Here is an 18,785-nt window from a genome sequence, read left to right on the forward strand (position 1 = left end):
GCCGCCTCGCGGCCCGTTTTCATTTGCTCCAGTCGCGCGGATCCGGCTCGATCTCGGCGGCGAAGCCATTCATGAACAGATCGGCAATCTTCGGCGGCAGGAACTTGCTGAGCCAGATGCCGAACACCAGCGGCCACGGGAAGGCGATCCGGCTGCGCCGCCGCGCCAATCCCCGAGAGATGATGCCCGCCGCCTTTTCCGCCGATATTTCAAGCGGTTTCGGACCGATATGCCGGGCCGACATCGGTGACGTCACAAACCCCGGACAAATCACTGTGATGTCGATCCGATCCGTCTTCAGCCAGCCGCGCAGCGAGTCGCCATAGGCGATGATCGCCGCCTTGGTGGCGCTGTAGGACGGCATCTCCGGCAACGCCCGCATGCCGGCGAGCGAACTGACCATCGCGATATGACCGCTCTTTCGCGCGCGCATCTGGTCGATCAACGCATGCACGGTGTTGATCGTCCCCTTGTAGTTGATGTCTGCGAGGCGCTCGGCCTCCTCGTCGGTCTCCCGCTGGCCACCGGCCCTGAGCCCGGCCGAAACACCGGCATTTGCGATCAGCAGATCAACCGGCGTGCGTTCGTCGAACCCGCGCAGCGCGTCGTACAGCGCGTCCCGGTCGCGAACATCGACAGCCGCCGCCACGACCTCGGCGCCCGCTTGGCGACAATCCTCGGCGATCTGTTCGAGTCGTTGCCTGTCGCGCCCCGTCAGGCACAGGGAAACTCCCGGCGCGGCATAGTGCCGGGCGAGCGCATTGCCAATGCCGCCGGTCGCGCCGGTGATCACAATTGATGACGGATTCTTTCTGCCGCCCATCGCGGGCCATCTCCTGATTTCAAGGGCCTAAGCGCCCCGGCGAGAGGTATCAGCCAAAAACGGCGCTGTCGAGGAGCCCTTCTCGGCACCATGCCCGGCGCCGAAGGCGCGCTCGCGGCGGTGCTTGGGTTGACACTTCAAAGCCCCCGGTGCTAGGCGATCACGTCCCAATTTCAATGCCGTTTCAGTTGCTTCCCGAATATGGGTGAGTTGAGCGGTCGGATTCGCACAATGACAACTGAGCGGCGTCGCGTTTTTCTGTTCCTGCAGGGCCCTCCTTCCGGCTTTGCCAGGCAAATCAGTGATGAGTTGGATCGCCTCGGTCATCGTACCGTGCGGATCAATCTATGCTCTGGCGACTGGCTCTACTGGCGCAAGCCGGGCGCGGTGAACTACCGCGGCACGCTGCAGGAGTTCCCGGCTTTCCTCGAGGATTTCTGCCGCCGCGAAGGCGTGACCGACGTCCTCTATTATGCTGACCGGCTGCCCTACCATCGGGTCGCTGCGTCCGTCGCCCGCAAGCTCGGCATCACCGACGTCACCTATGAGTTCGGTTATCTGCGGCCGGACTGGATCACCTTCGAGCGCGGCGGCATGTCCGCCTATTCGCATTTCCCCAAGGATCCGGACCAGATCCGAAAAATCGCCCGCGACGCGCCGGAGCCGGATCTCGAACCGCACTACCCCTACACATTCGGCCAGGAAGCCTTCAACGAGGTCGTCTACAATCTGACGACCTTCTTCGCCCGCTGGCCATTCTGGAACTATGACGCCGACAAGTACTACAACCCGTTCATCGACTATCTGAACCACCTGCCGCAGCTGTTCCTCGGCAAAGTCCATCACCGCAATGCGCGCCGCGTGATCCGCAAGCTCCGCAAGAGCGGGCAGCGCTATTACGTCTTCCCGATGCAGCTGCAGAGCGACTACCAGCTTCGTTCCAACTCGCCCTTCAATCACCAGTCCGACGCGATCGATATGGTGATGAAATCTTTCAAGGCGCACGCGCCGGAAGACGCCGTCCTGATCTTCAAGGTCCATCCGCTCGACAACGGCATGGAGAAGTGGCCGAAGGCCATCCGCCGACTGGCGAGGAAAAACGGCCTGAAGGGTCGCGTCCGTTTCATTAATGGCGGCGCGCTCGATCAACTGCTGGAAAAGGCCGAGGGCTGTGTGCTCATCAACAGCACCGTCGGCCTGCATGCCTACCGCCTCGCCTGCCCGGTAAAGATCATCGGCATGGCGATGTTCGACATCCCGGGCCTCGCCTTCCAGGGCGAGCTCGACGAGTTCTGGACCAATGGCGAGAAGCCGGACATCGACCTGTGCGCCGATTTCATCAAAGCGCTTGCGGCGACCATCCAGGTGAAGGGCAATTTCTACACCAAGGCAGGCCGGGCTGCTGCCGTCCGCGACGTCGCGCAGCGACTGATCGAAGGGCACATCAACGAACCCGGCGCCTTCGTGAACCCGCCGCCGCGGCTGGCCGAAGCCCGTAAACGCGGTCTGCCCTACCGCTCCGACGAAGAAATTCTCGCCGGCCACATCAAGTAGCCGCACCGCGAGGCGCCCGGCACTGGTGAGCGAATACGCCGGTTGCCTTGGCGGCGAAGCGTTCCCATAGTGGCGGCCGATTTCTCTCAGGCAGGACCCACACGAAGCGAGCATGGCGCAGACAACGGACCAGAAACCGGCCCAGCCTTCACCTGCCATCCGCGCCGGCGAAGTGACGAGCGACGCTCTGGCCGCCGGCTCCGCGCCCTTCCCGGCGCTGCTGCCGCTCAACGCACCGTTTCCGATCTCCTCGGTCAATTGCGCATCCGCAAAGCCTGGCGATGTCGTTCCGCTGATGGTCGCCGCCATAGCGGCCCGCCTTGCCGAAGGAACCGACCCTGCGCGCGGAGAGGCGATTGCGGCCCGCCTGCGGGCGCTGCACCTGTTCCCCTTCGCAACCCCGTCTCAACGGGCACCACAGCCGCTCAGCGCGCTCCTGACGGTCTCTGACGACCAATCGCTCATAGCCGTGATTGCGGACACGACCGACAGTGCCGAGCTGCAGTGTCGTATCGACATCGCCAGAGCGGAAAACCCCGACTCGGGCATCGTGGTTGTCGGCGCGAATGACGACGGCACGCTCGGCGCACCGGTACCGAATGGTATTTCCGACAACGTCACGCTTGTTGCCGAACCGGTCGATCCCTGGTCGCTGGTTGAGCGTGTCGAACGTCTCTATGTCGGCGACCACGCGGTCGGGTTGCTCGCCGTTCTCACTGGCCGCCCGGTGACGACGTTCCGCGCGCCGTTCTATGCCGGCTGGGGCCTCACCGACGACCGTGCCGATGTGCCATGGAGCGGCACAGCCACACCATCCGCCGCTCAGTTCGCCGATGCGCTCCTTGCCGGCGTCTGCGACTACCGCTCGCCCTTCAAGGACGGCCCGGTCGACGTCTTCGCGGCGATGGACCTCTATCGCTTCTTCCTCGACCGCTACCGCGAGAACGACCGCCAGACCTTCTGCGTCAAGGTGATGTTCTGGAACCATGCCGGCATCGCCGCGATGACAGAGAGCCCGGCCGGCCCGACCCGCTTCACCAACGATTTCGACGAGGCGCTGCGCGACGCCAAGGCGGCCGGCGGCCAGATCATCATGTGGGCCTCGCGGGTGCGCGACGACTATATCGACGCCTGCCGCCGCGAGGGTGTGCCGTTCAAGCGGCTCGAAGACGGCTTCCTGCGCTCGGTCGGCCTTGGCGCGGCGCTCGCCCGCGGCGCGTCGGCGGCGTTCGATTCCCGCGGCATCTATTTCGACGCGACCGCGCCGAGCGACCTCGAATATCTGTTGGAAAACGCCGACATTTCCGAGGAAGACACCGCCCGTGCAGCCCGCCTGCGCGAGGCCGTCGTCGCCGCCCGGCTGACCAAATACAACGTTGGGCGCCACGGCACCGGGGTTGCGTTTCCCGAAGGAAAGACCGGCGTTCTCGTCACCGCGCAGGTCTCCGACGACGCCGGCATCACCAAGACGCTCTCCTCCACAATCGATTGTTCAGGCAACGAAAACGTCAATCTGCAGCTGCTGAAGGCGGCCCGCGCCCGCAACCCCGATGCCTACATCATCTTCAAGCCGCACCCGGACGTCGAAGCGGGCCTGCGCGAGGGAAAGGTCGAGGAGGCGGTCGCGCTGCAATACGCCGACGCCATCGCCGCCGACGCCGACATCGTCGGGCTGATCACTCAATGCGCCCGGCTCGAGACGATTTCCTCGCTCGCCGGTTTCGAGGCGCTGATCCGCGGCAAGCACGTCACCGTACACGGCATGCCGTTCTATGCCGGCTGGGGCCTGACCGAGGATTTGACCACCTCACCGCGCCGCACCCGCAAGCGCAGCGTCGACGAACTGGTCTATTGCGCGCTCATCGCCTACACCCACGCCGTCGATCCGGTGACGATGATCCCCTGCCCGGTCGAAGTGCTGGTCGACCGGCTGGTCGCCATGCGCGACGACAAGCGGCACGCGTTTTTCTATTCCTTCGGCAAGTTCCTGTCGCGCGCCTCGCGCACGCTCGGCCTCGACGATATCGGCGAAAAGAGCTGGAAAGAGCTGCTTCCCTGGCGCAAGGGCTGACCCGCTCCACCCGATACGCACGCGATCACTTGAGATATTTCGTTGCCTCGCGGCGCGTGACGGACGCAAGCCGGCCTTCATGCTCGGCAAGGAAGCGCCGAACGCGGTCGGGATTGTGCTTCGACAACTCGCGCAGCCACCAGCCGATCGCCTTGCCGATGAACCATTCTTTGTCGCCGACATAGGACGATGCCCAGGCCAGCATGCGCTCCGGGTCGCGGCCGCGTTTCGCCCAGTCGAGCGTGAAGACGAGCGCCGCGCGGCGGGTCCAGAAACTCTCGGCCCTGGTCCAGCCCTCGACTTCATCAAGCAGTGAAGGATCGTCGAGCAGGCAGCGCGAGCCGGCATTGGCGACGGTGTCGGCGATTGCCCAGGAATCGAGATCGTCGAGCCAGTTGCGGATCAGCGCCCAGATCGCTGAAAAGCCCTTCAGCCGCTTTTCGCAAAGGATTTTCGCGGCGAGAACCCGCGCTTCGAAGATATTCGTCCGCCACAGCGCATCGGCCAGCGCCAAGGCTTCCTCAGCGCTCGACGAGGCAACGATGGAGCGGGCAACGCTGGTGATGTCGGGAACGGAGACGCCGAGATAAGGCCGGTCGACCTTGTGATAGGCGTGGAAGATCGCGACCTTTTCCGGCCGCGCCTTAGCACGGAGCGCGGCGAGGACATCGTCGAGGGACATCATCGCCGCGTCTCCTTTTCCTTATTCCTTCGGCAGGTTCAGTCGGATGTTGAGTTCGCGAAGCTGGCGCGCACTAACGTCGGACGGTGCGCCCATCAGCAGGTCTTCCGCCTGCTGGTTCATCGGGAACATCACCACTTCGCGCAGGTTTTCTTCGCCACACAGCAGCATGACGATACGATCGATGCCCGGCGCGATGCCACCGTGCGGAGGCGCGCCATATTCGAGCGCGCGCAGCATGCCGCCGAACTTTTCTTCCAGCACCGACATGTCGTAACCGGCAATGTCGAACGCCTTCTTCATGATCTCCGGCAGATGGTTCCGGATCGCGCCCGACGACAGTTCGATACCGTTGCAGACGATGTCGTACTGATAGGCGAGCACTTCGAGCGGATCCTGCGTACCCGCCTTGATCGCGTCCAGCACTTCCTCGCCGCCCTGCGGCATGGAGAACGGGTTGTGCGAGAAATCGACCTTCTTCTCGTCCTCGTTCCACTCGAACATCGGGAAGTCGACGATCCAGCAGAACTCAAAGCGATCCTCGTCAACGAGGTTGAGGTCGAAGCCGGCCTTCTGGCGCGCGGCCGCGGCAAACGGCGCGAATTTTTCGGGCCGTCCTGCAACGAAGAAGACGGCGTCGCCATCGGCAAGCTCGAGCTGGGTGCGGATAGCTTCGGTGCGCTCCGGGCCGATGTTCTTGGCGACCGGGCCGGCGCCCTCACCCTCCCGGAAGAAGATGTAGCCGAGGCCCGGCTGGCCCTCGCCCTGCGCCCACGAGTTCATGCGGTCGCAGAACGCGCGGCTGCCGCCGGTCTTGGCCGGAATGGCCCAAACTGCGACCTTCTCGTCTTCGTCGATCATGCGCGCGAAGATCTTGAAGCCTGAGCCGCGGAAGTGCTCGGTCACGTCCTGCATCTCGATCGGGTTGCGCAAATCCGGCTTGTCGCAGCCATATTTGCGCATCGACTCGGCATACGGGATGCGCGGGAATTCCTGCGTCACCGACTTGCCGTTGCCGAATTCCTCAAAGATACCGCGCAGGATCGGCTCGACGCCCTGGAAGATGTCTTCCTGGGTGACGAAGCTCATCTCGATATCGAGCTGGTAGAACTCGCCCGGCGAGCGGTCGGCGCGGGCGTCCTCATCGCGGAAGCACGGCGCGATCTGGAAGTAGCGGTCGAAGCCGGCCATCATGATGAGCTGCTTGAACTGCTGCGGCGCCTGCGGCAACGCGTAGAACTTGCCGGGGTGCAGACGGGCCGGCACCAGGAAGTCGCGCGCGCCTTCCGGGCTCGACGCCGTCAGGATCGGCGTCTGGAACTCGAAGAACCCGCCATCGATCATGCGCTGACGCAGCGAAGAAATGATCTTCATGCGCGTCATGATGTTGGAATGCAGCGTGTCGCGACGCAGGTCGAGGAAGCGATACTTCAGGCGGATGTCTTCCGGATAGTCCGGCTCGCCGAACACCGGCAACGGCAGTTCCTTGGCCGCCGACAGCACCTCGATGTCACGCGCAAAGATCTCGACCGCGCCGGTCGGCAGCTTGTCGTTGACGGTCTCGTCGGTGCGCGCCTTGACCTCGCCGTCGATGCGGATCACCCACTCCGAACGCACCTTTTCGGCCGTCGCGAACGCCGGCGAATCCGGGTCGGCAACGATCTGGGTCACGCCGTAATGGTCGCGCAGGTCGATGAACAACAGACCGCCATGGTCGCGCACCCGGTGCACCCAGCCCGAAAGACGGACGCTCTGGCCAACATCGGAATGGCGCAACTGACCACAGGTATGACTTCTATAAGCATGCATTTGGGATCACCCGTAACGAGGACGGTTTCCGGGAACTGACCGACCGGCGATCCGGCCTGCAGCCCCGCTTCGATTGATTGAACACCAAAGGCGCCTGACCGCCTTTCGAGAATCCGCCGCGAAGCCGGTTTGCGCATTGGCGCGAACGATCGCTGGGCCGGTCTGAAAGGAGGAGACGCCGGGACGCGGCGAAAAGCGCATGCGGGTCGCGATTTGTCAAGTCGGGCGCCGTTTCCAGCGCCGCAAAAAAGCCCGGAACAGGGCCAAAAACGAGCCCTGCCGATTCGCCGGCCAATCGGCGCGGTTTGCGCCCCTGCCATCCCCGCAAAGTGCTGGACGCGGTCGCTGCGGCCTGCTTTCCTCGCCCAAACCGAACCGAGCCCGCCAATGAGTGTTTTCGCGCCTCTCATCCCCCTGCTGCTGACCGCGGCGATCCTCCTTGCCGGCAACGGCCTGCAAGGCACGCTGATCGCGCTGCGCGCCATCGAGGAAGGTTTTTCGCCGACCACCGTCGGCCTCATCGGCGCGGCTTACTTCGCCGGGTTCATGGCCGCCAGTGTGCTTGCGCCGAAGCTCGTGCAGCGTGTCGGCCACATCCGCGTCTTCGGCGCCCTCGCCGCAACGGCCGCCGCCGGCACCCTGTCGCTCGTTCTCATCCCCGAGCCGATCACCTGGGGCGCGATCCGATTCGCCATGGGCTTCTGCTTCTCCGGCCTCTTCACCATCGTCGAAAGCTGGCTCAACGAACTCTCGCGCAACGCCGACCGCGGCCGCATTCTCAGCGTCTACCGCATGATCGACCTGTTCACCGTCGCCGGCATCCAGTTCTTGCTACCTGCGGTCGGCGTCGGCGGCTTCACCGCCTTTGCCATCACCGCAATCCTGTTCTGCCTGTCGCTGGTGCCGGTTTCGCTCGGCGACAGGTCAAGCCCCAAGCCGCCGGAAGACTTTCATTTCGACATCGCCGGCGTGTGGCGGCTTTCGCCGCTCGCCTGTGCAGTCACCTTCACAATCGGCATGACCAACGCCGCCTTCCGCCTGCTTGGCCCCGTCTACGCCCGCGATATCGGCCTCGACATCAGCGGCGTTGCCATGTTCCTCAGCGCCGGCATTCTCGGCGGCGGCGCGCTGCAATACCCGTTCGGCTTCCTCTCCGACCGCTTCGACCGCCGCGTCGCGATCATGGTCGGCACCGCCGGAGCGACACTTGCCGGCATGGCGCTCAGCTTCTTCGCCGACCAGGGCGCCATCGTCGTCTATCTGTGCTCGTTCCTGTTCGGCGCCTTTGCCATGCCGCTCTATTCGCTGGCAGCGGCCCATGCCAACGACCGCGCTCGCGAGGGCCAGTTCGTGCTGATCGCCGCAGGCCTGCTGTTTTTCTACGCGATCGGCGCCTCGATCGGACCGATCATCGCCTCCATCGTCATGGAACAGTTCGGCTCGCCGGCCTTCTTCATCTACACCAGCGTCATGCACGGCTCGCTGATCGTCGCCAGCATCGTGCGTATGGCGGTCAGCCCGGCAGCGCCGTCGGAACGCCGCACCCGCTTCGTCGCCATGCTGCGCACCTCGCCGATCCAGTTCCGCCTGACCCGTCGCCTTGCCCGCCCCGGCACGCAAAAGGACACAACGAACGCCTCTTCATCGCCGTGAAGTTGTCCGTTCGTCGAAATGCGGCAATAGCGTGGGAGACAAGCGGCTTTTGCTGCGCTATAGCAGTTTCATGACGCCGATCACCTCGACCGACGCTCTCGCCGAAGCCTGCCTTCAATTCGCCCGATACGACTACGTCACTGTCGACACCGAATTTCTGCGCGAGACGACATTCTGGCCCAAACTGTGCCTGATCCAGATGGCAGGCCCTGACCATGCCGTCATTGTCGACGCGCTGGCCGACGGGCTTGACCTGAAACCGTTCTTCGACCTGATGGCCGATGAGTCGGTGGTCAAGGTCTTCCATGCCGCGCGCCAGGACATCGAAATCGTCTACCACCTCGGCAAACTCATTCCCGCCCCGGTGTTCGACAGCCAGGTTGCGGCCATGGTTTGCGGTTTCGGCGATTCGATCAGCTACGACCAGCTTGTCGGCAAGGTCACCGGCGCCCGCATCGACAAGTCATCCCGCTTCACCGACTGGGCTCGCCGGCCGCTGTCGGAAAAGCAGCTCGATTATGCCCTGGCCGACGTCACCCATCTGCGCGACGTCTACCAGTTCCTCAAGGCCAATCTTGAGGAGCAGGACCGCAGCGAATGGGTGCGCGAGGAGATGAAGATCCTCACCTCCGAGGAAACCTACCGGCTGCACCCGGAAGACGCCTGGAAGCGCCTGAAGATGCGCGTCCGCAAACCGCGCGAGCTCGCCGTGATGCAGGCCGTCGCCGCCTGGCGTGAGGAAGAGGCGCAGCGCCGCGACGTACCGCGCAGCCGCATCCTGAAAGACGACACCATCTACCAGCTGGCCGCCCAGCAGCCGACCTCGCAATCGGCGCTCGCCAACCAGCGCACCCTGCCCAAGGGCTTCGAGCGCTCACGCGCCGGCGAGGAGATCGTCACCACGATCCGCAAGGCGATGGACATTCCCGATGCCGATCTGCCGCGCCTGCCGAAGGGCGGACGCTCGGCGCCGAACGGATCGAGCGCCGCAGTCGACCTCTTGAAAGTGCTGTTGAAGCTGACCTGCGAGCAGCACGGCGTCGCCAGCAAGATCATCGCCACGGTGGATGATCTCGACAAGATTTCCGCCGACGACAACGCCGACGTCGCAGCAATGAAGGGCTGGCGCCGCGAGCTGTTCGGCGAGAAGGCGCTGGCGTTGAAACACGGCGAGCTGGCGCTTGCCTTCAACGGGTCACGCATCGTGCTGATCGAGGCCGGCAAGGAAATCCCTGCCCCGGCCCCGCGCCGCAAGCGTTAAATCAGAGAATGAACAAATTCCTATAAGCCATTGAAGCTAAATTCATATGGCACGCAAACATATTCTGCCATTTATAGGAATATCTTCTTTTGTGCGAATGGTTTCGCTCGAACCAGAACAGCTCCAGGCATCCGCACCTTCGAAAACGCCGTCAACCGAACTCCATGCGCGTGGAGCATCCAATCAGCTTGCCGAGCTGGACGAGGCGCTTGCGCAGCCGTTCTCCATCGAGATCGGCAAGGTCGGACGGGAACCGCAAAACGAGCTCGTCGTCTTCCTCATCGAAATCGATATCGGTGCGCGGGATGACACCCGGCATCGACGCGGAGATCAGATAGGCGACGCGCAAGGCGGAGCCGAGGAAACGCGCCCTCTCCTTCAGTCGCGTCGTGGCGAGCTCGCGGATGCGCGGGCTCAGCCCCTCGTCGACCAGCCCGACATGGCGGTAGAAGTTCGACAGCGCCAGAAACGCCCGGCCCGGATGATCGATACCGATAAAGGCCGCATGGGCAATGATGTTCAGGCTCTGCTCTCCGCGATAATCGGGATGCGCGCGCCAGCCGATGTCGGCGAGCAGACAGGCCGCCGCCCGTAGACGCCGCTCGTCGGCGCTTTCCTCGATACCGGCAACCTCGAACAGCTTCTCCGTCCACGACACAAGCTCGGCCGCATGGCGCGGCGACCGCGAGCGTAGCAGCGCCAGCTCCTCGCACGCCGAGAGCAACGGGTCCTGTGCCTGTTCCTCCGCGCCGAGCTGGCCGAAAAGATGACCCTCGCGCACGCCAAGCGCCGACATGACAACCTCGTTCGGCCGCCCCATGCGAATCACCTGCTCGAGCACGGCAGCCCCAAACGGCAGCAGCGCACGGCGCGAGCGCGATACGACGTCGATCGAATCGACCGCGTCGAGGTCCGTCCGCGCCACCATGCGGCAGAAGTCGAGCGCTTCGCCCGCCGGGATCGCATAGTGATGCATCACATGAAGCGGATAGCCGGTCTCGTGCATATGGAGCCGAGCGAGCGAGCGCCACGTCCCGCCGACGGCGTAGAAGGTGCGGCCCTCGCAACCGCCGAGCAGGTCGCAGCCGCGCAGGGTTTCCTCAGCGATCCGTTCCGCCTTGCGTACGGAGTTTTCGGCCAGATCCTGCAATCGGATGCCGCCGAGCGGGAAGGTTTTGCCGTCACCGACCTCGTTGTTGCGGATATCGACCAGTTCGAGACTGCCGCCACCGAGATCGCCGGCAACGCCATTGGCCCGCCAGATACCCGACAGGATGCCGAGTGCGGCGTGTTCCGCTTCCTCGCGTCCCGACAGGACCTCGACCTTGACCCCGGCGATGCTTTCAACCGCGGCAATGAAGGATGGGCCGTTCTCGGCCTCGCGCGCGGCAGCCGTCGCCAGCACCCACATCTGCGTTACGCCAGCCTGATCGGCCAGCCGGCGAAAGCGGCGCAGCGCCGCCAAGGCCCGCTCGACATTCTCCTCGCCGAGACGGTTCGTCGAAGATACGCCGCGACCGAGCCCGGCCAGCACCTTTTCATTGAAAAGCACCGTCGGGCTGCGCGTCAGCCGTTCGTAGATGACCAGACGAACAGAGTTCGACCCGATATCGACAACGGCGACAGGCCCCGATCCGCTCAGGCGCCCGGGCGAGGTGTGATTCGATGCAGCCGGATCAACGCTTGCGACGGCTTGTGAAGGAGAGTGGGGAATGTTCTGCAAGGGATTGGCCACGTCCTGACAGCGACGGGTTTGTCATGAAGTACTGATGAGCATTGAACGGCTCTTCGTTCTCACCCAACACTATGCGTTCGTGACTGCCATCGGGCAAGAGCCGCCAGCTTTGCTGATTGTCGCGGAGGTTGGCGACCATGATCTGATCGAGAATCTGCTCGTGCACGGTCTCGTTTTCGATCGGCGCGGCAGATTCGACCCGCCGGTCGAGATTGCGCGGCATCAGATCGGCCGAGCCGATGAAGATACGCGCGCCCCTGTTCGGCAGCGCGTCGCCATTGCCGAAGCAGAAGATGCGGCTGTGCTCGAGAAACCGCCCGACAATCGACTTGACCCGGATATTTTCCGACATGCCCGGCACGCCCGGACGCAGGCAGCAGATGCCGCGCACGACGAGATCGATCTGAACGCCCGCCTGACTGGCCTCGTAAAAGGTGTCGATGATCTCCGGGTCGACCAGCGAATTCATCTTCGCCCACACCTGGCCCGGCTTGCCCGCCTTGACGTTTTCGATCTCGGCACGGGTATTGTCGACGATCATCCGGCGCATCGAGACGGGCGAAACCGCCATCCTGGTCAGCGCCGTCGGCGCCGCGTAGCCGGTGATGAAATTGAAGATCTTGGCGACATCGCGGGCGATGATCGGATCAGCGGTGAAGTACGACAGGTCGGTATAGATCCGCGCGGTCACCGGGTGGTAGTTGCCTGTTCCGATATGGCAATAGGTGGCGAGCTTGCCCCCTTCGCGGCGCGCGATCAGAGACAATTTTGCGTGCGTTTTCAATTCAATGAAGCCATAGACGACCTGCACCCCGGCGCGTTCCAGGTCGCGCGCCCAGCGGATATTGGCCTCTTCGTCGAAACGCGCCTTCAGCTCGACAACCGCCGTGACCGACTTGCCGGCCTCGGCGGCTTCCGACAGCGCCTTGACGATCGGTGAGTTGTTCGAGGTCCGGTAGAGTGTCTGCTTGATGGCGATGACGTCCGGATCTTCCGCCGCCTGCTTGAGAAACTGCACCACCACGTCAAACGATTCGTAGGGGTGGTGAACGACGATGTCCTTCTGCTGGATAGCCGCAAAGCAATCGCCGCCATGTTCGCGGATCCGTTCGGGGAAACGCGCGGAAAACGGCGTGAACTTCAGTTCCGGGCGATCGACATCGACGAGCTGCGACAGATCGTTGAGCGCCAGGGCACCATCGACAAGGAACACCTCCTCTTCGGAAACATCGAGCGCGCGGGCCACGAAATTGCGCAGACCCGGAGGCGTCGCCGACTCGATCTCGAGCCAGATCGCCGAACCGCGACGCCGGCGTTTCAGCGCCGTCTCGAAGGTACGCACGAGATCTTCGGCCTCTTCGTCGATTTCCATGTCCGAGTCGCGAATGACCCGGAAAGCGCCCTTCGACTTGACCGTGTAGCCCGGGAACAGGCGGGTGATGAACAGGCTGATGGCATGTTCACGCGCGATGAAACGGGCAACGCCCGGCGCGTCTTCAGGGTCGGGAAGCTGGATGAATCGATCGAGCTTGTGCGGGATGCGCAACAACGCCGTCATCGTCTCGTCTTCGCCTTCCCGCACGAGGTTGAGGATCAACGAGAAGCCGAGATTGGGGATGAACGGGAACGGATGCGCCGGATCGATCGCAAGCGGCGTCAGCGCCGGGAACATGCTGATCAGGAACTGATCGGTCAGCCAGTCCACATCGGCCTGCGACAAGTTCTCTTCGGTCACGATGAAGATGCCGGCCGAAGCGAGTTCGTCGCGCAACGCCACCCAGCGCTGCTGCTGTTCGCTCTGCAGCCCGGTCACGGCATCGCGGATGCGCGCCAGCTGCGCGGTCGGCGTCAGCCCGTCGATGCTCTGTGACTCAACCTTTTCGCGCTGCTGTCCCTTCAGGCCGGCGACGCGCACCATGAAGAACTCATCGAGGTTGTTCGCCGAGATCGACAGGAACCGCAGCCGCTCGAGCAACGGATGATTCGGATTGGCCGATTCCTCGAGCACACGGCGGTTGAACTGCAGCCACGACAATTCCCGGTTCATGAAACGCGCCGGACTGCCGGCAAGCGCCTCGGCCGCGTCGTTCACGGGCGCGGGCTTCTCGTCATGACCGGAATTGGCGGTATCGGGAGCGTCCATCAATCAACCTCGGCGTAATGTTTTTTCTGGTTCGCACACAATCGTGCGGGCGCGGCACGATACCGGAAAACCCTGTCCGCCTTCGCTAGAGTGGAAACGACAAAGAGCGCGCGGGATCGATGAAAAAGGCGCAGACGGCCAGCGCCGTGACGCGCTCCTCATCCGACCGGGATCGTGTCATGTGATCAACGTCACCAATACCGCAAAAATATGACAAAATCGCCCAACGCCGCGCGTTTTTTTCTTCGCCGCCCGCGCCCGATGGTCGCCAGCTCCAGGCTGACGCCCTACGCCGACCCTGGCGCCTCGTCCGGCGCCTCGGAACCATGCGCGCCGCCCTGCCAAAGCCGCTGCAAGACCGTGCCCGCCATCGGCCGCGTGACACCGCGCCGATTTGCCAGCGCCTCGCGATCGAGCGCATCGACCAACGTTGCCGCCGCCGCCAGCGAACGTTCCATGCGCACGGCCAGATAGTCGATCACCGACGGTTCGACGGAGAGCTGCCGGTCGGCGAACAGCTTCACGAGAACATGCTTGAGAAGTTCGTCGTCCGGCTCGCCGACTTCAACCGGTGCCGCCGCCCGCAGGCGCGACGCCAGATCCGGCAGGGTCAGCCCCCAGGATTGCGGCCATTGCCGGCAGGTTATCAGCACACTCGCGCCCGCCGCCCGCGCCGCATTTAGGCAGTGGAATAGTGCCGTCTCGTCGATCGGTCCGTTGTCGGTATCCTCGATCGCCAGTGCGCCACCGGCAACAAGCGCCACGGGATCCGTCGCACCGAGATCCGCACCCGTAATCACCGTGGCGTTCGCCCGCTCGCGCCAGATCGCCACCAGATGCGATTTGCCGGCGCCGACCGGGCCGGCCAGCAGCACGACATCCGCGGGCCAGTCCGGCCAGCGGTCGATCAGCGTGATCGCCACGCGGTTGCTGTCGCCGATAAGGAAATCATCGCGTCCGAGCGCCGTCTCTAACGGCAGCACGAGCGGCAATTGTGCCGGCTGACCTTCGCCCCTGCCCGCCATTGCCGCCTACTCCTCCGGCGTCGCCGGCGCGTCCTTGCCGCGGTAGAGCGGACTGGCAAGGTATTGCGTCAGGGCGAAGCGGACGAGGACGGCGACCGCCGCCGCTGCGGGCACGGCGATCAGCATGCCGACGAAGCCGAACAGATAACCGAAGGCAAACAGCGCGAACATCAGCCACACCGGATGCAGGCCGACGCTCTGGCCGACCAGCTTCGGCTGCAGGATATTGCCCTCGAGGAACTGGCCGACCACGAAGACGACGAACACCGCCACGATCATCACCCAGTCCGGCATGAACTGCACCAGCGCGACGCCGACCGAAAGCACGAAGCCGAGCGACGCCCCGACATAGGGAATGAAGCTGACGAAACCGGCGGTGAGGCCGATCAGCAAGCCGAAATTGAGCCCGAGAAGGCTCAAGCCCACCGCATAATAGACCGCGAGAATGAGGCACAGTGCCATCTGGCCGCGCAGGAAGCCGGCGACGCCGTCATTCATCTCGTTGGCGAGACGGCGGATGACGTCAAGATGATCGCGCGGCAGCCAGGAATCGATCGAGTCGATCATGCGGTCCCAGTCGTACAGCAGATAGAACGCAACCACCGGCGTGACCACGAACAGAGACAGGATAGAAAGCAGCGCCTGACCGCCATTCCATAGCGATTTCATGAGCTTGCCGAGCCAGCTCGCGCCTTGCGTCAACAGGTCGCCCATCTGCACCTGCAGATCCTCGCGGCTCATTCCGAGCAGCGTGTTCTCGCGTCCGTCGGCGAAATCGGCGATCAGCGTCTGCAGCGCCGACGCGTAGCTCGGCAGCCGTTCGATGAAGCCGGCAAGCTGATGGCCGAGCACCGGCGCGAGAATGATCAGGGTCAGAAGAAACAACAAAAGGAACATCAACAGGATGGAGACCGTCGCCCACATCCGGCTGAAGCCAATGCGTTCCAACCGGTCGGCGACCGGATCGAGCAGATAGGCGAGCCCCATCCCCGCGATGAACGGCAGCAGGATGTCGCGGAAGACATAAAGGAACAGCATCAGCACCACGAAGGTGCCGATCCAGAACGATATCTGACGGCTTAGCGTCATGCTCCGCTGTTCCCCGACTGGTGGTCTCCGGCGCCGCCATCGCCTTGTGCATCGCCGGAGACATCGTCGTCTTCGGTCAGATGGCGCAGCCCGTCGATGAGATAGGCTGCCGCCGAAAGTAGCGTCAAGACCGCAACGAAGACCAGCCCCGTCGCGCGCAGGCCCGACAGATCGAACGCAAAGGCGAGATCGGCAACGACCACGGACGCATAAACGATCTGCGCGGCGGTGTTGAACTTGCTGATGAAAAGCGGCCTCATCGCCACCGGGCGGCCGATCATCCAGGCAAGCAGGACGCCGCCGACGATCAGAATATCGCGGCTCACCACCATCAATGTCAGCCACAGCGGGATTTCGCCGATCATGGCGAGAATGACGAAGATCGACACCAGCAGCGCCTTGTCGGCGATCGGATCGAGATAGCCGCCGAGTTCGCTTCCCATGTCGAAACTGCGCGCCAGAAACCCGTCGATTCCGTCCGAGATGCCGGCGGCGACGAACACCCAGAACGCGGCCGTGAAGTGCCCGGCGCCGAGCAGCCAGACGATCACGGGCACCAGCAACAGACGCAGCACCGTTATCAGGTTGGGTATCGTCACCCGGTTTCCTCCCGAAGGCCCTTGCCCCATATGTGCGGGGATTGCCCGCTTTGCAAAGAAAAAAGCCGCCCATATCCCCCGAAAACCGAGCAATCCGCTTGCTTTCTCAGCCCCATATGGTTTGGATGCCTCACCGATTCCAAGCAAGCTTTTCAAGTGAGGCAGGCAGGCTGTCATGAGCGGTTCTGACGATACACCGAGCGGCTACACATATGCTGCGGCCGGCGTCGATATCGACGCTGGCAACGCGCTGGTCAAGGCCATTGGCCCCGCTGTCCGCTCCACCGAGCGGCCGGGCGTGATGGGCTCCATCGGCGGATTTGGCGGCCTGTTCGACCTCGCCGCGGCCTGCTACACATCGCCGTTGCTCGTCGCCGCGACCGACGGCGTCGGCACCAAGCTGCGCGTCGCCATCGAAGCCAAGACCTTCGACACGGTCGGCATCGACCTGGTCGCCATGTGCGTCAACGACCTCGTCGTACAGGGTGCCGAACCGCTGTTCTTCCTCGACTACTATGCTTGCGGAAAACTCGACGTCGAGGCCGCCACCGCTGTTGTCGCCGGCATCGCCGAAGGCTGTCGTCAGGCGGGCAGCGCGCTGATCGGCGGCGAAACGGCCGAAATGCCCGGCATGTATGGCGGCGACGATTTCGACCTCGCAGGCTTCTCCGTCGGCGCGGTGGAGCGCGACGCCGTGCTGCCGCGCGCAACGCTTGCCGTAGGCGATGTGGTGCTTGGCCTCACCTCATCGGGTGTGCACTCGAACGGTTATTCGCTGGTCCGCCGTCTCGTCGCCGATCATGGTCTCGACTGGCAGGCGCCGGCACCATTCGACGCGGAGCAGTCGCTCGCCCGCGCGCTGCTGACGCCGACCCGCATCTATGTGAAGCCGCTGATCGCCGCGCTGAAGGCAACCGGCGACGCGATCAAGGCGCTCGCCCACATCACCGGCGGCGGGCTGACCGAGAACCTGCCGCGCGTGCTGCCCGACGAACTGGCCGCTCGTATCGATCTGGCGACCGTTCCCGCCCTGCCGGTCTTCGGTTGGCTGGCCGAGCTCGGCAAAATCGACGAGAACGAACTGCTGCGGACCTTCAACTGCGGCATCGGCATGACCGTCGTGGTCGCCGCGGACCGCGCCGACGAGGTTGCGGCGATGCTCGGTGAGGCCGGCGAAACCGTCGTCCGCCTCGGCACGCTTGAGCCGCGCGACAGCGACGCGGTCGTCTACGACAATCACCTCACGCTCGGAGGCGCGGCCTGATGGGCAAGAAACGGGTAGCGATCCTCATTTCCGGGCGCGGCTCGAACATGGCCGCCCTGCTCGAAGCGGCCCGCGATCCCGACTACCCGGCCGAAATCGCCGTCGTCATCGCCAACCGGCCCGACGCCAAGGGTCTGGAAACGGCTGCAGCGGCCGGCATTGCCACATCCATCGTCGACCACAAGCACTATCCGAACCGCGAGGCCTTCGAGGACGACCTGACAGCCGCGGTCTCCGAAAGCGGCGCCGACATCGTTTGTCTTGCCGGCTTCATGCGACTGCTGACGCCCCATTTCGTCGAGCGCTGGCGCGACCGGATGATCAATATCCATCCCTCGCTGCTGCCCTCGTTCAAGGGCCTCAACACCCATGCGCGCGCCATCGAGGCAGGCGTCCGCCTGCATGGCTGCACGGTGCATTTCGTCCGGCCTGAAATGGACGACGGCCCGATCATCATCCAGGCCGCTGTGCCGGTGCTCAGCTCCGATAGCGAAGACACGCTCTCCGAACGCGTGCTCGCCGCCGAGCACCGCATCTACCCGAAGGCACTGGCGCTGGTTGCCTCGGGCGCCGTGCGCGTCGTCGACGATCGGGTGATCCACGACGACAGCGGCCCGGTGCCGCCCCCCTTCCTGTGGCCGAAGGACGACTGAGCGGGCCAGCTAGCAGCCCGCCCGGCTCAGATTCGAACATTCTTGAAGATTATTTGCAGCTCTTCAGCGCGTCGCGCCACGCCGCCTTCTGCGTGCTGGTGAGCCCGCCGCTCCAGCCCGTGTCGCTGGCGTCTGCCTTCGACAGCGTGCCGATCGCCTTCTTCGCCGCACATTTGCACGCCGTGGCAGCCTTCTTGCGGCGGCCGGGATATTTCCATTCGCTATAGAGACAGTCGTCGACCATGGCCACCCGCGTCTCGTCGGCGCTGCCGGCTGCCGCCGGGCTCGCAGTGAGCGTAATGCCCGCGCCCAGAACGCTCGCGCTCATTGCCGCCAACATGACTGTCTTGAAATGCCGCATCGCTCGTTGGCCTCCACCCGATCTTGTGACTCGCGCCCCTGAGCTATTGTTTTTTCAACAAAA

The 18,785-nt window shown here is 64.0% G+C and carries 15 protein-coding genes; 6 read left to right on the forward strand and 9 right to left on the reverse strand.

The window, feature by feature from the left end:
- Positions 1–19: 19 nt before the first annotated feature.
- Positions 20–823 (reverse strand): oxidoreductase, encoded by an 804-nt coding sequence (locus C0606_12745; protein ID PLX36689.1) that lies wholly within the window; start codon positions 821–823, stop codon positions 20–22.
- Positions 824–1,024: 201 nt separating this feature from the next.
- Here C0606_12745 and C0606_12750 point away from each other — a divergent pair, with 201 nt between their 5' ends.
- Together C0606_12750 and C0606_12755 are read left to right on the forward strand one after the other, a co-directional pair.
- Positions 1,025–2,377 carry a capsular biosynthesis protein gene (locus C0606_12750; GenBank protein PLX36690.1) on the forward strand — a complete coding sequence of 451 codons (1,353 nt, stop codon included), beginning with the start codon at positions 1,025–1,027 and terminating at the stop codon, positions 2,375–2,377.
- Between the two features lie 112 nt (positions 2,378–2,489).
- On the forward strand, positions 2,490–4,448 hold the full coding sequence (locus C0606_12755; GenBank protein ID PLX36691.1) for a capsular biosynthesis protein: 1,959 nt from the start codon (positions 2,490–2,492) through the stop codon (positions 4,446–4,448).
- 25 nt (positions 4,449–4,473) lie between these two features.
- Here the strand turns inward: C0606_12755 and C0606_12760 are convergent, their stop codons facing one another.
- Both C0606_12760 and C0606_12765 read right to left on the reverse strand, forming a co-directional pair.
- The gene (locus C0606_12760; protein ID PLX36921.1) at positions 4,474–5,130 is read right to left on the reverse strand and encodes a DNA alkylation repair protein; all 657 of its coding nucleotides are present in this window, start codon (positions 5,128–5,130) and stop codon (positions 4,474–4,476) included.
- Between the two features lie 21 nt (positions 5,131–5,151).
- Positions 5,152–6,939, reverse strand: a complete 1,788-nt coding sequence (locus tag C0606_12765; GenBank protein ID PLX36692.1) for an aspartate--tRNA ligase — start codon at positions 6,937–6,939, stop codon at positions 5,152–5,154.
- Between the two features lie 387 nt (positions 6,940–7,326).
- Between C0606_12765 and C0606_12770 the strand changes: the two genes are divergently transcribed.
- Together C0606_12770 and rnd are read left to right on the forward strand one after the other, a co-directional pair.
- A complete protein-coding gene (locus C0606_12770; GenBank protein PLX36693.1) occupies positions 7,327–8,592 on the forward strand; it encodes an MFS transporter in 1,266 nt (421 codons plus the stop codon).
- Positions 8,593–8,662: 70 nt separating this feature from the next.
- A complete protein-coding gene (gene rnd, locus C0606_12775; GenBank protein ID PLX36922.1) occupies positions 8,663–9,853 on the forward strand; it encodes a ribonuclease D in 1,191 nt (396 codons plus the stop codon).
- A gap of 151 nt (positions 9,854–10,004) precedes the next feature.
- Here the strand turns inward: rnd and C0606_12780 are convergent, their stop codons facing one another.
- The 5 genes from C0606_12780 to C0606_12800 form a co-directional block, all read right to left on the reverse strand.
- Positions 10,005–11,567 carry an exopolyphosphatase gene (locus C0606_12780; GenBank protein PLX36923.1) on the reverse strand — a complete coding sequence of 521 codons (1,563 nt, stop codon included), beginning with the start codon at positions 11,565–11,567 and terminating at the stop codon, positions 10,005–10,007.
- On the reverse strand, positions 11,530–13,731 hold the full coding sequence (locus tag C0606_12785) for an RNA degradosome polyphosphate kinase (protein PLX36694.1): 2,202 nt from the start codon (positions 13,729–13,731) through the stop codon (positions 11,530–11,532). The genes C0606_12780 and C0606_12785 overlap by 38 nt, the downstream gene beginning before the upstream one ends.
- A gap of 287 nt (positions 13,732–14,018) precedes the next feature.
- The gene (locus tag C0606_12790) at positions 14,019–14,756 is read right to left on the reverse strand and encodes a hypothetical protein (GenBank protein ID PLX36695.1); all 738 of its coding nucleotides are present in this window, start codon (positions 14,754–14,756) and stop codon (positions 14,019–14,021) included.
- Between the two features lie 6 nt (positions 14,757–14,762).
- Positions 14,763–15,845 carry an AI-2E family transporter gene (locus tag C0606_12795; GenBank protein ID PLX36696.1) on the reverse strand — a complete coding sequence of 361 codons (1,083 nt, stop codon included), beginning with the start codon at positions 15,843–15,845 and terminating at the stop codon, positions 14,763–14,765.
- Complete coding sequence (locus C0606_12800; GenBank protein PLX36697.1) at positions 15,842–16,474, reverse strand: CDP-alcohol phosphatidyltransferase; 633 nt, start codon at positions 16,472–16,474, stop codon at positions 15,842–15,844. Before C0606_12800 ends, C0606_12795 begins: the two co-directional genes overlap by 4 nt.
- Positions 16,475–16,619: 145 nt before the next feature.
- Here C0606_12800 and C0606_12805 point away from each other — a divergent pair, with 145 nt between their 5' ends.
- A complete protein-coding gene (locus tag C0606_12805; protein PLX36698.1) occupies positions 16,620–17,708 on the forward strand; it encodes a phosphoribosylformylglycinamidine cyclo-ligase in 1,089 nt (362 codons plus the stop codon).
- Positions 17,708–18,361, forward strand: a complete 654-nt coding sequence (locus C0606_12810; GenBank protein ID PLX36699.1) for a phosphoribosylglycinamide formyltransferase — start codon at positions 17,708–17,710, stop codon at positions 18,359–18,361. The genes C0606_12805 and C0606_12810 overlap by 1 nt, the downstream gene beginning before the upstream one ends.
- Before the next feature lie 49 nt (positions 18,362–18,410).
- Here the strand turns inward: C0606_12810 and C0606_12815 are convergent, their stop codons facing one another.
- The gene (locus C0606_12815; protein PLX36700.1) at positions 18,411–18,722 is read right to left on the reverse strand and encodes a hypothetical protein; all 312 of its coding nucleotides are present in this window, start codon (positions 18,720–18,722) and stop codon (positions 18,411–18,413) included.
- Between the last annotated feature and the right edge of the window lie 63 nt (positions 18,723–18,785).

The organism is Hyphomicrobiales bacterium (assembly GCA_002869065.1).
Lineage (GTDB): Bacteria > Pseudomonadota > Alphaproteobacteria > Rhizobiales > Rhodobiaceae > Rhodobium.

Excerpts from the sequence above, each read along its gene's own strand:
- C0606_12745 (PLX36689.1), bottom strand. The coding sequence starts at position 823 with ATGGGCGGCAGAAAGAATCCGTCATCAATTGTGATCACCGGCGCGACC.
- C0606_12750 (PLX36690.1), top strand. The coding sequence starts at position 1,025 with ATGGGTGAGTTGAGCGGTCGGATTCGCACAATGACAACTGAGCGGCGT.
- C0606_12755 (PLX36691.1), top strand. The coding sequence starts at position 2,490 with ATGGCGCAGACAACGGACCAGAAACCGGCCCAGCCTTCACCTGCCATC.
- C0606_12760 (PLX36921.1), bottom strand. The coding sequence starts at position 5,130 with ATGTCCCTCGACGATGTCCTCGCCGCGCTCCGTGCTAAGGCGCGGCCG.
- C0606_12765 (PLX36692.1), bottom strand. The coding sequence starts at position 6,939 with ATGCATGCTTATAGAAGTCATACCTGTGGTCAGTTGCGCCATTCCGAT.
- C0606_12770 (PLX36693.1), top strand. The coding sequence starts at position 7,327 with ATGAGTGTTTTCGCGCCTCTCATCCCCCTGCTGCTGACCGCGGCGATC.
- rnd (PLX36922.1), top strand. The coding sequence starts at position 8,663 with ATGACGCCGATCACCTCGACCGACGCTCTCGCCGAAGCCTGCCTTCAA.
- C0606_12785 (PLX36694.1), bottom strand. The coding sequence starts at position 13,731 with ATGGACGCTCCCGATACCGCCAATTCCGGTCATGACGAGAAGCCCGCG.
- C0606_12790 (PLX36695.1), bottom strand. The coding sequence starts at position 14,756 with ATGGCGGGCAGGGGCGAAGGTCAGCCGGCACAATTGCCGCTCGTGCTG.
- C0606_12795 (PLX36696.1), bottom strand. The coding sequence starts at position 15,845 with ATGACGCTAAGCCGTCAGATATCGTTCTGGATCGGCACCTTCGTGGTG.
- C0606_12800 (PLX36697.1), bottom strand. The coding sequence starts at position 16,474 with ATGGGGCAAGGGCCTTCGGGAGGAAACCGGGTGACGATACCCAACCTG.
- C0606_12805 (PLX36698.1), top strand. The coding sequence starts at position 16,620 with ATGAGCGGTTCTGACGATACACCGAGCGGCTACACATATGCTGCGGCC.
- C0606_12810 (PLX36699.1), top strand. The coding sequence starts at position 17,708 with ATGGGCAAGAAACGGGTAGCGATCCTCATTTCCGGGCGCGGCTCGAAC.
- C0606_12815 (PLX36700.1), bottom strand. The coding sequence starts at position 18,722 with ATGCGGCATTTCAAGACAGTCATGTTGGCGGCAATGAGCGCGAGCGTT.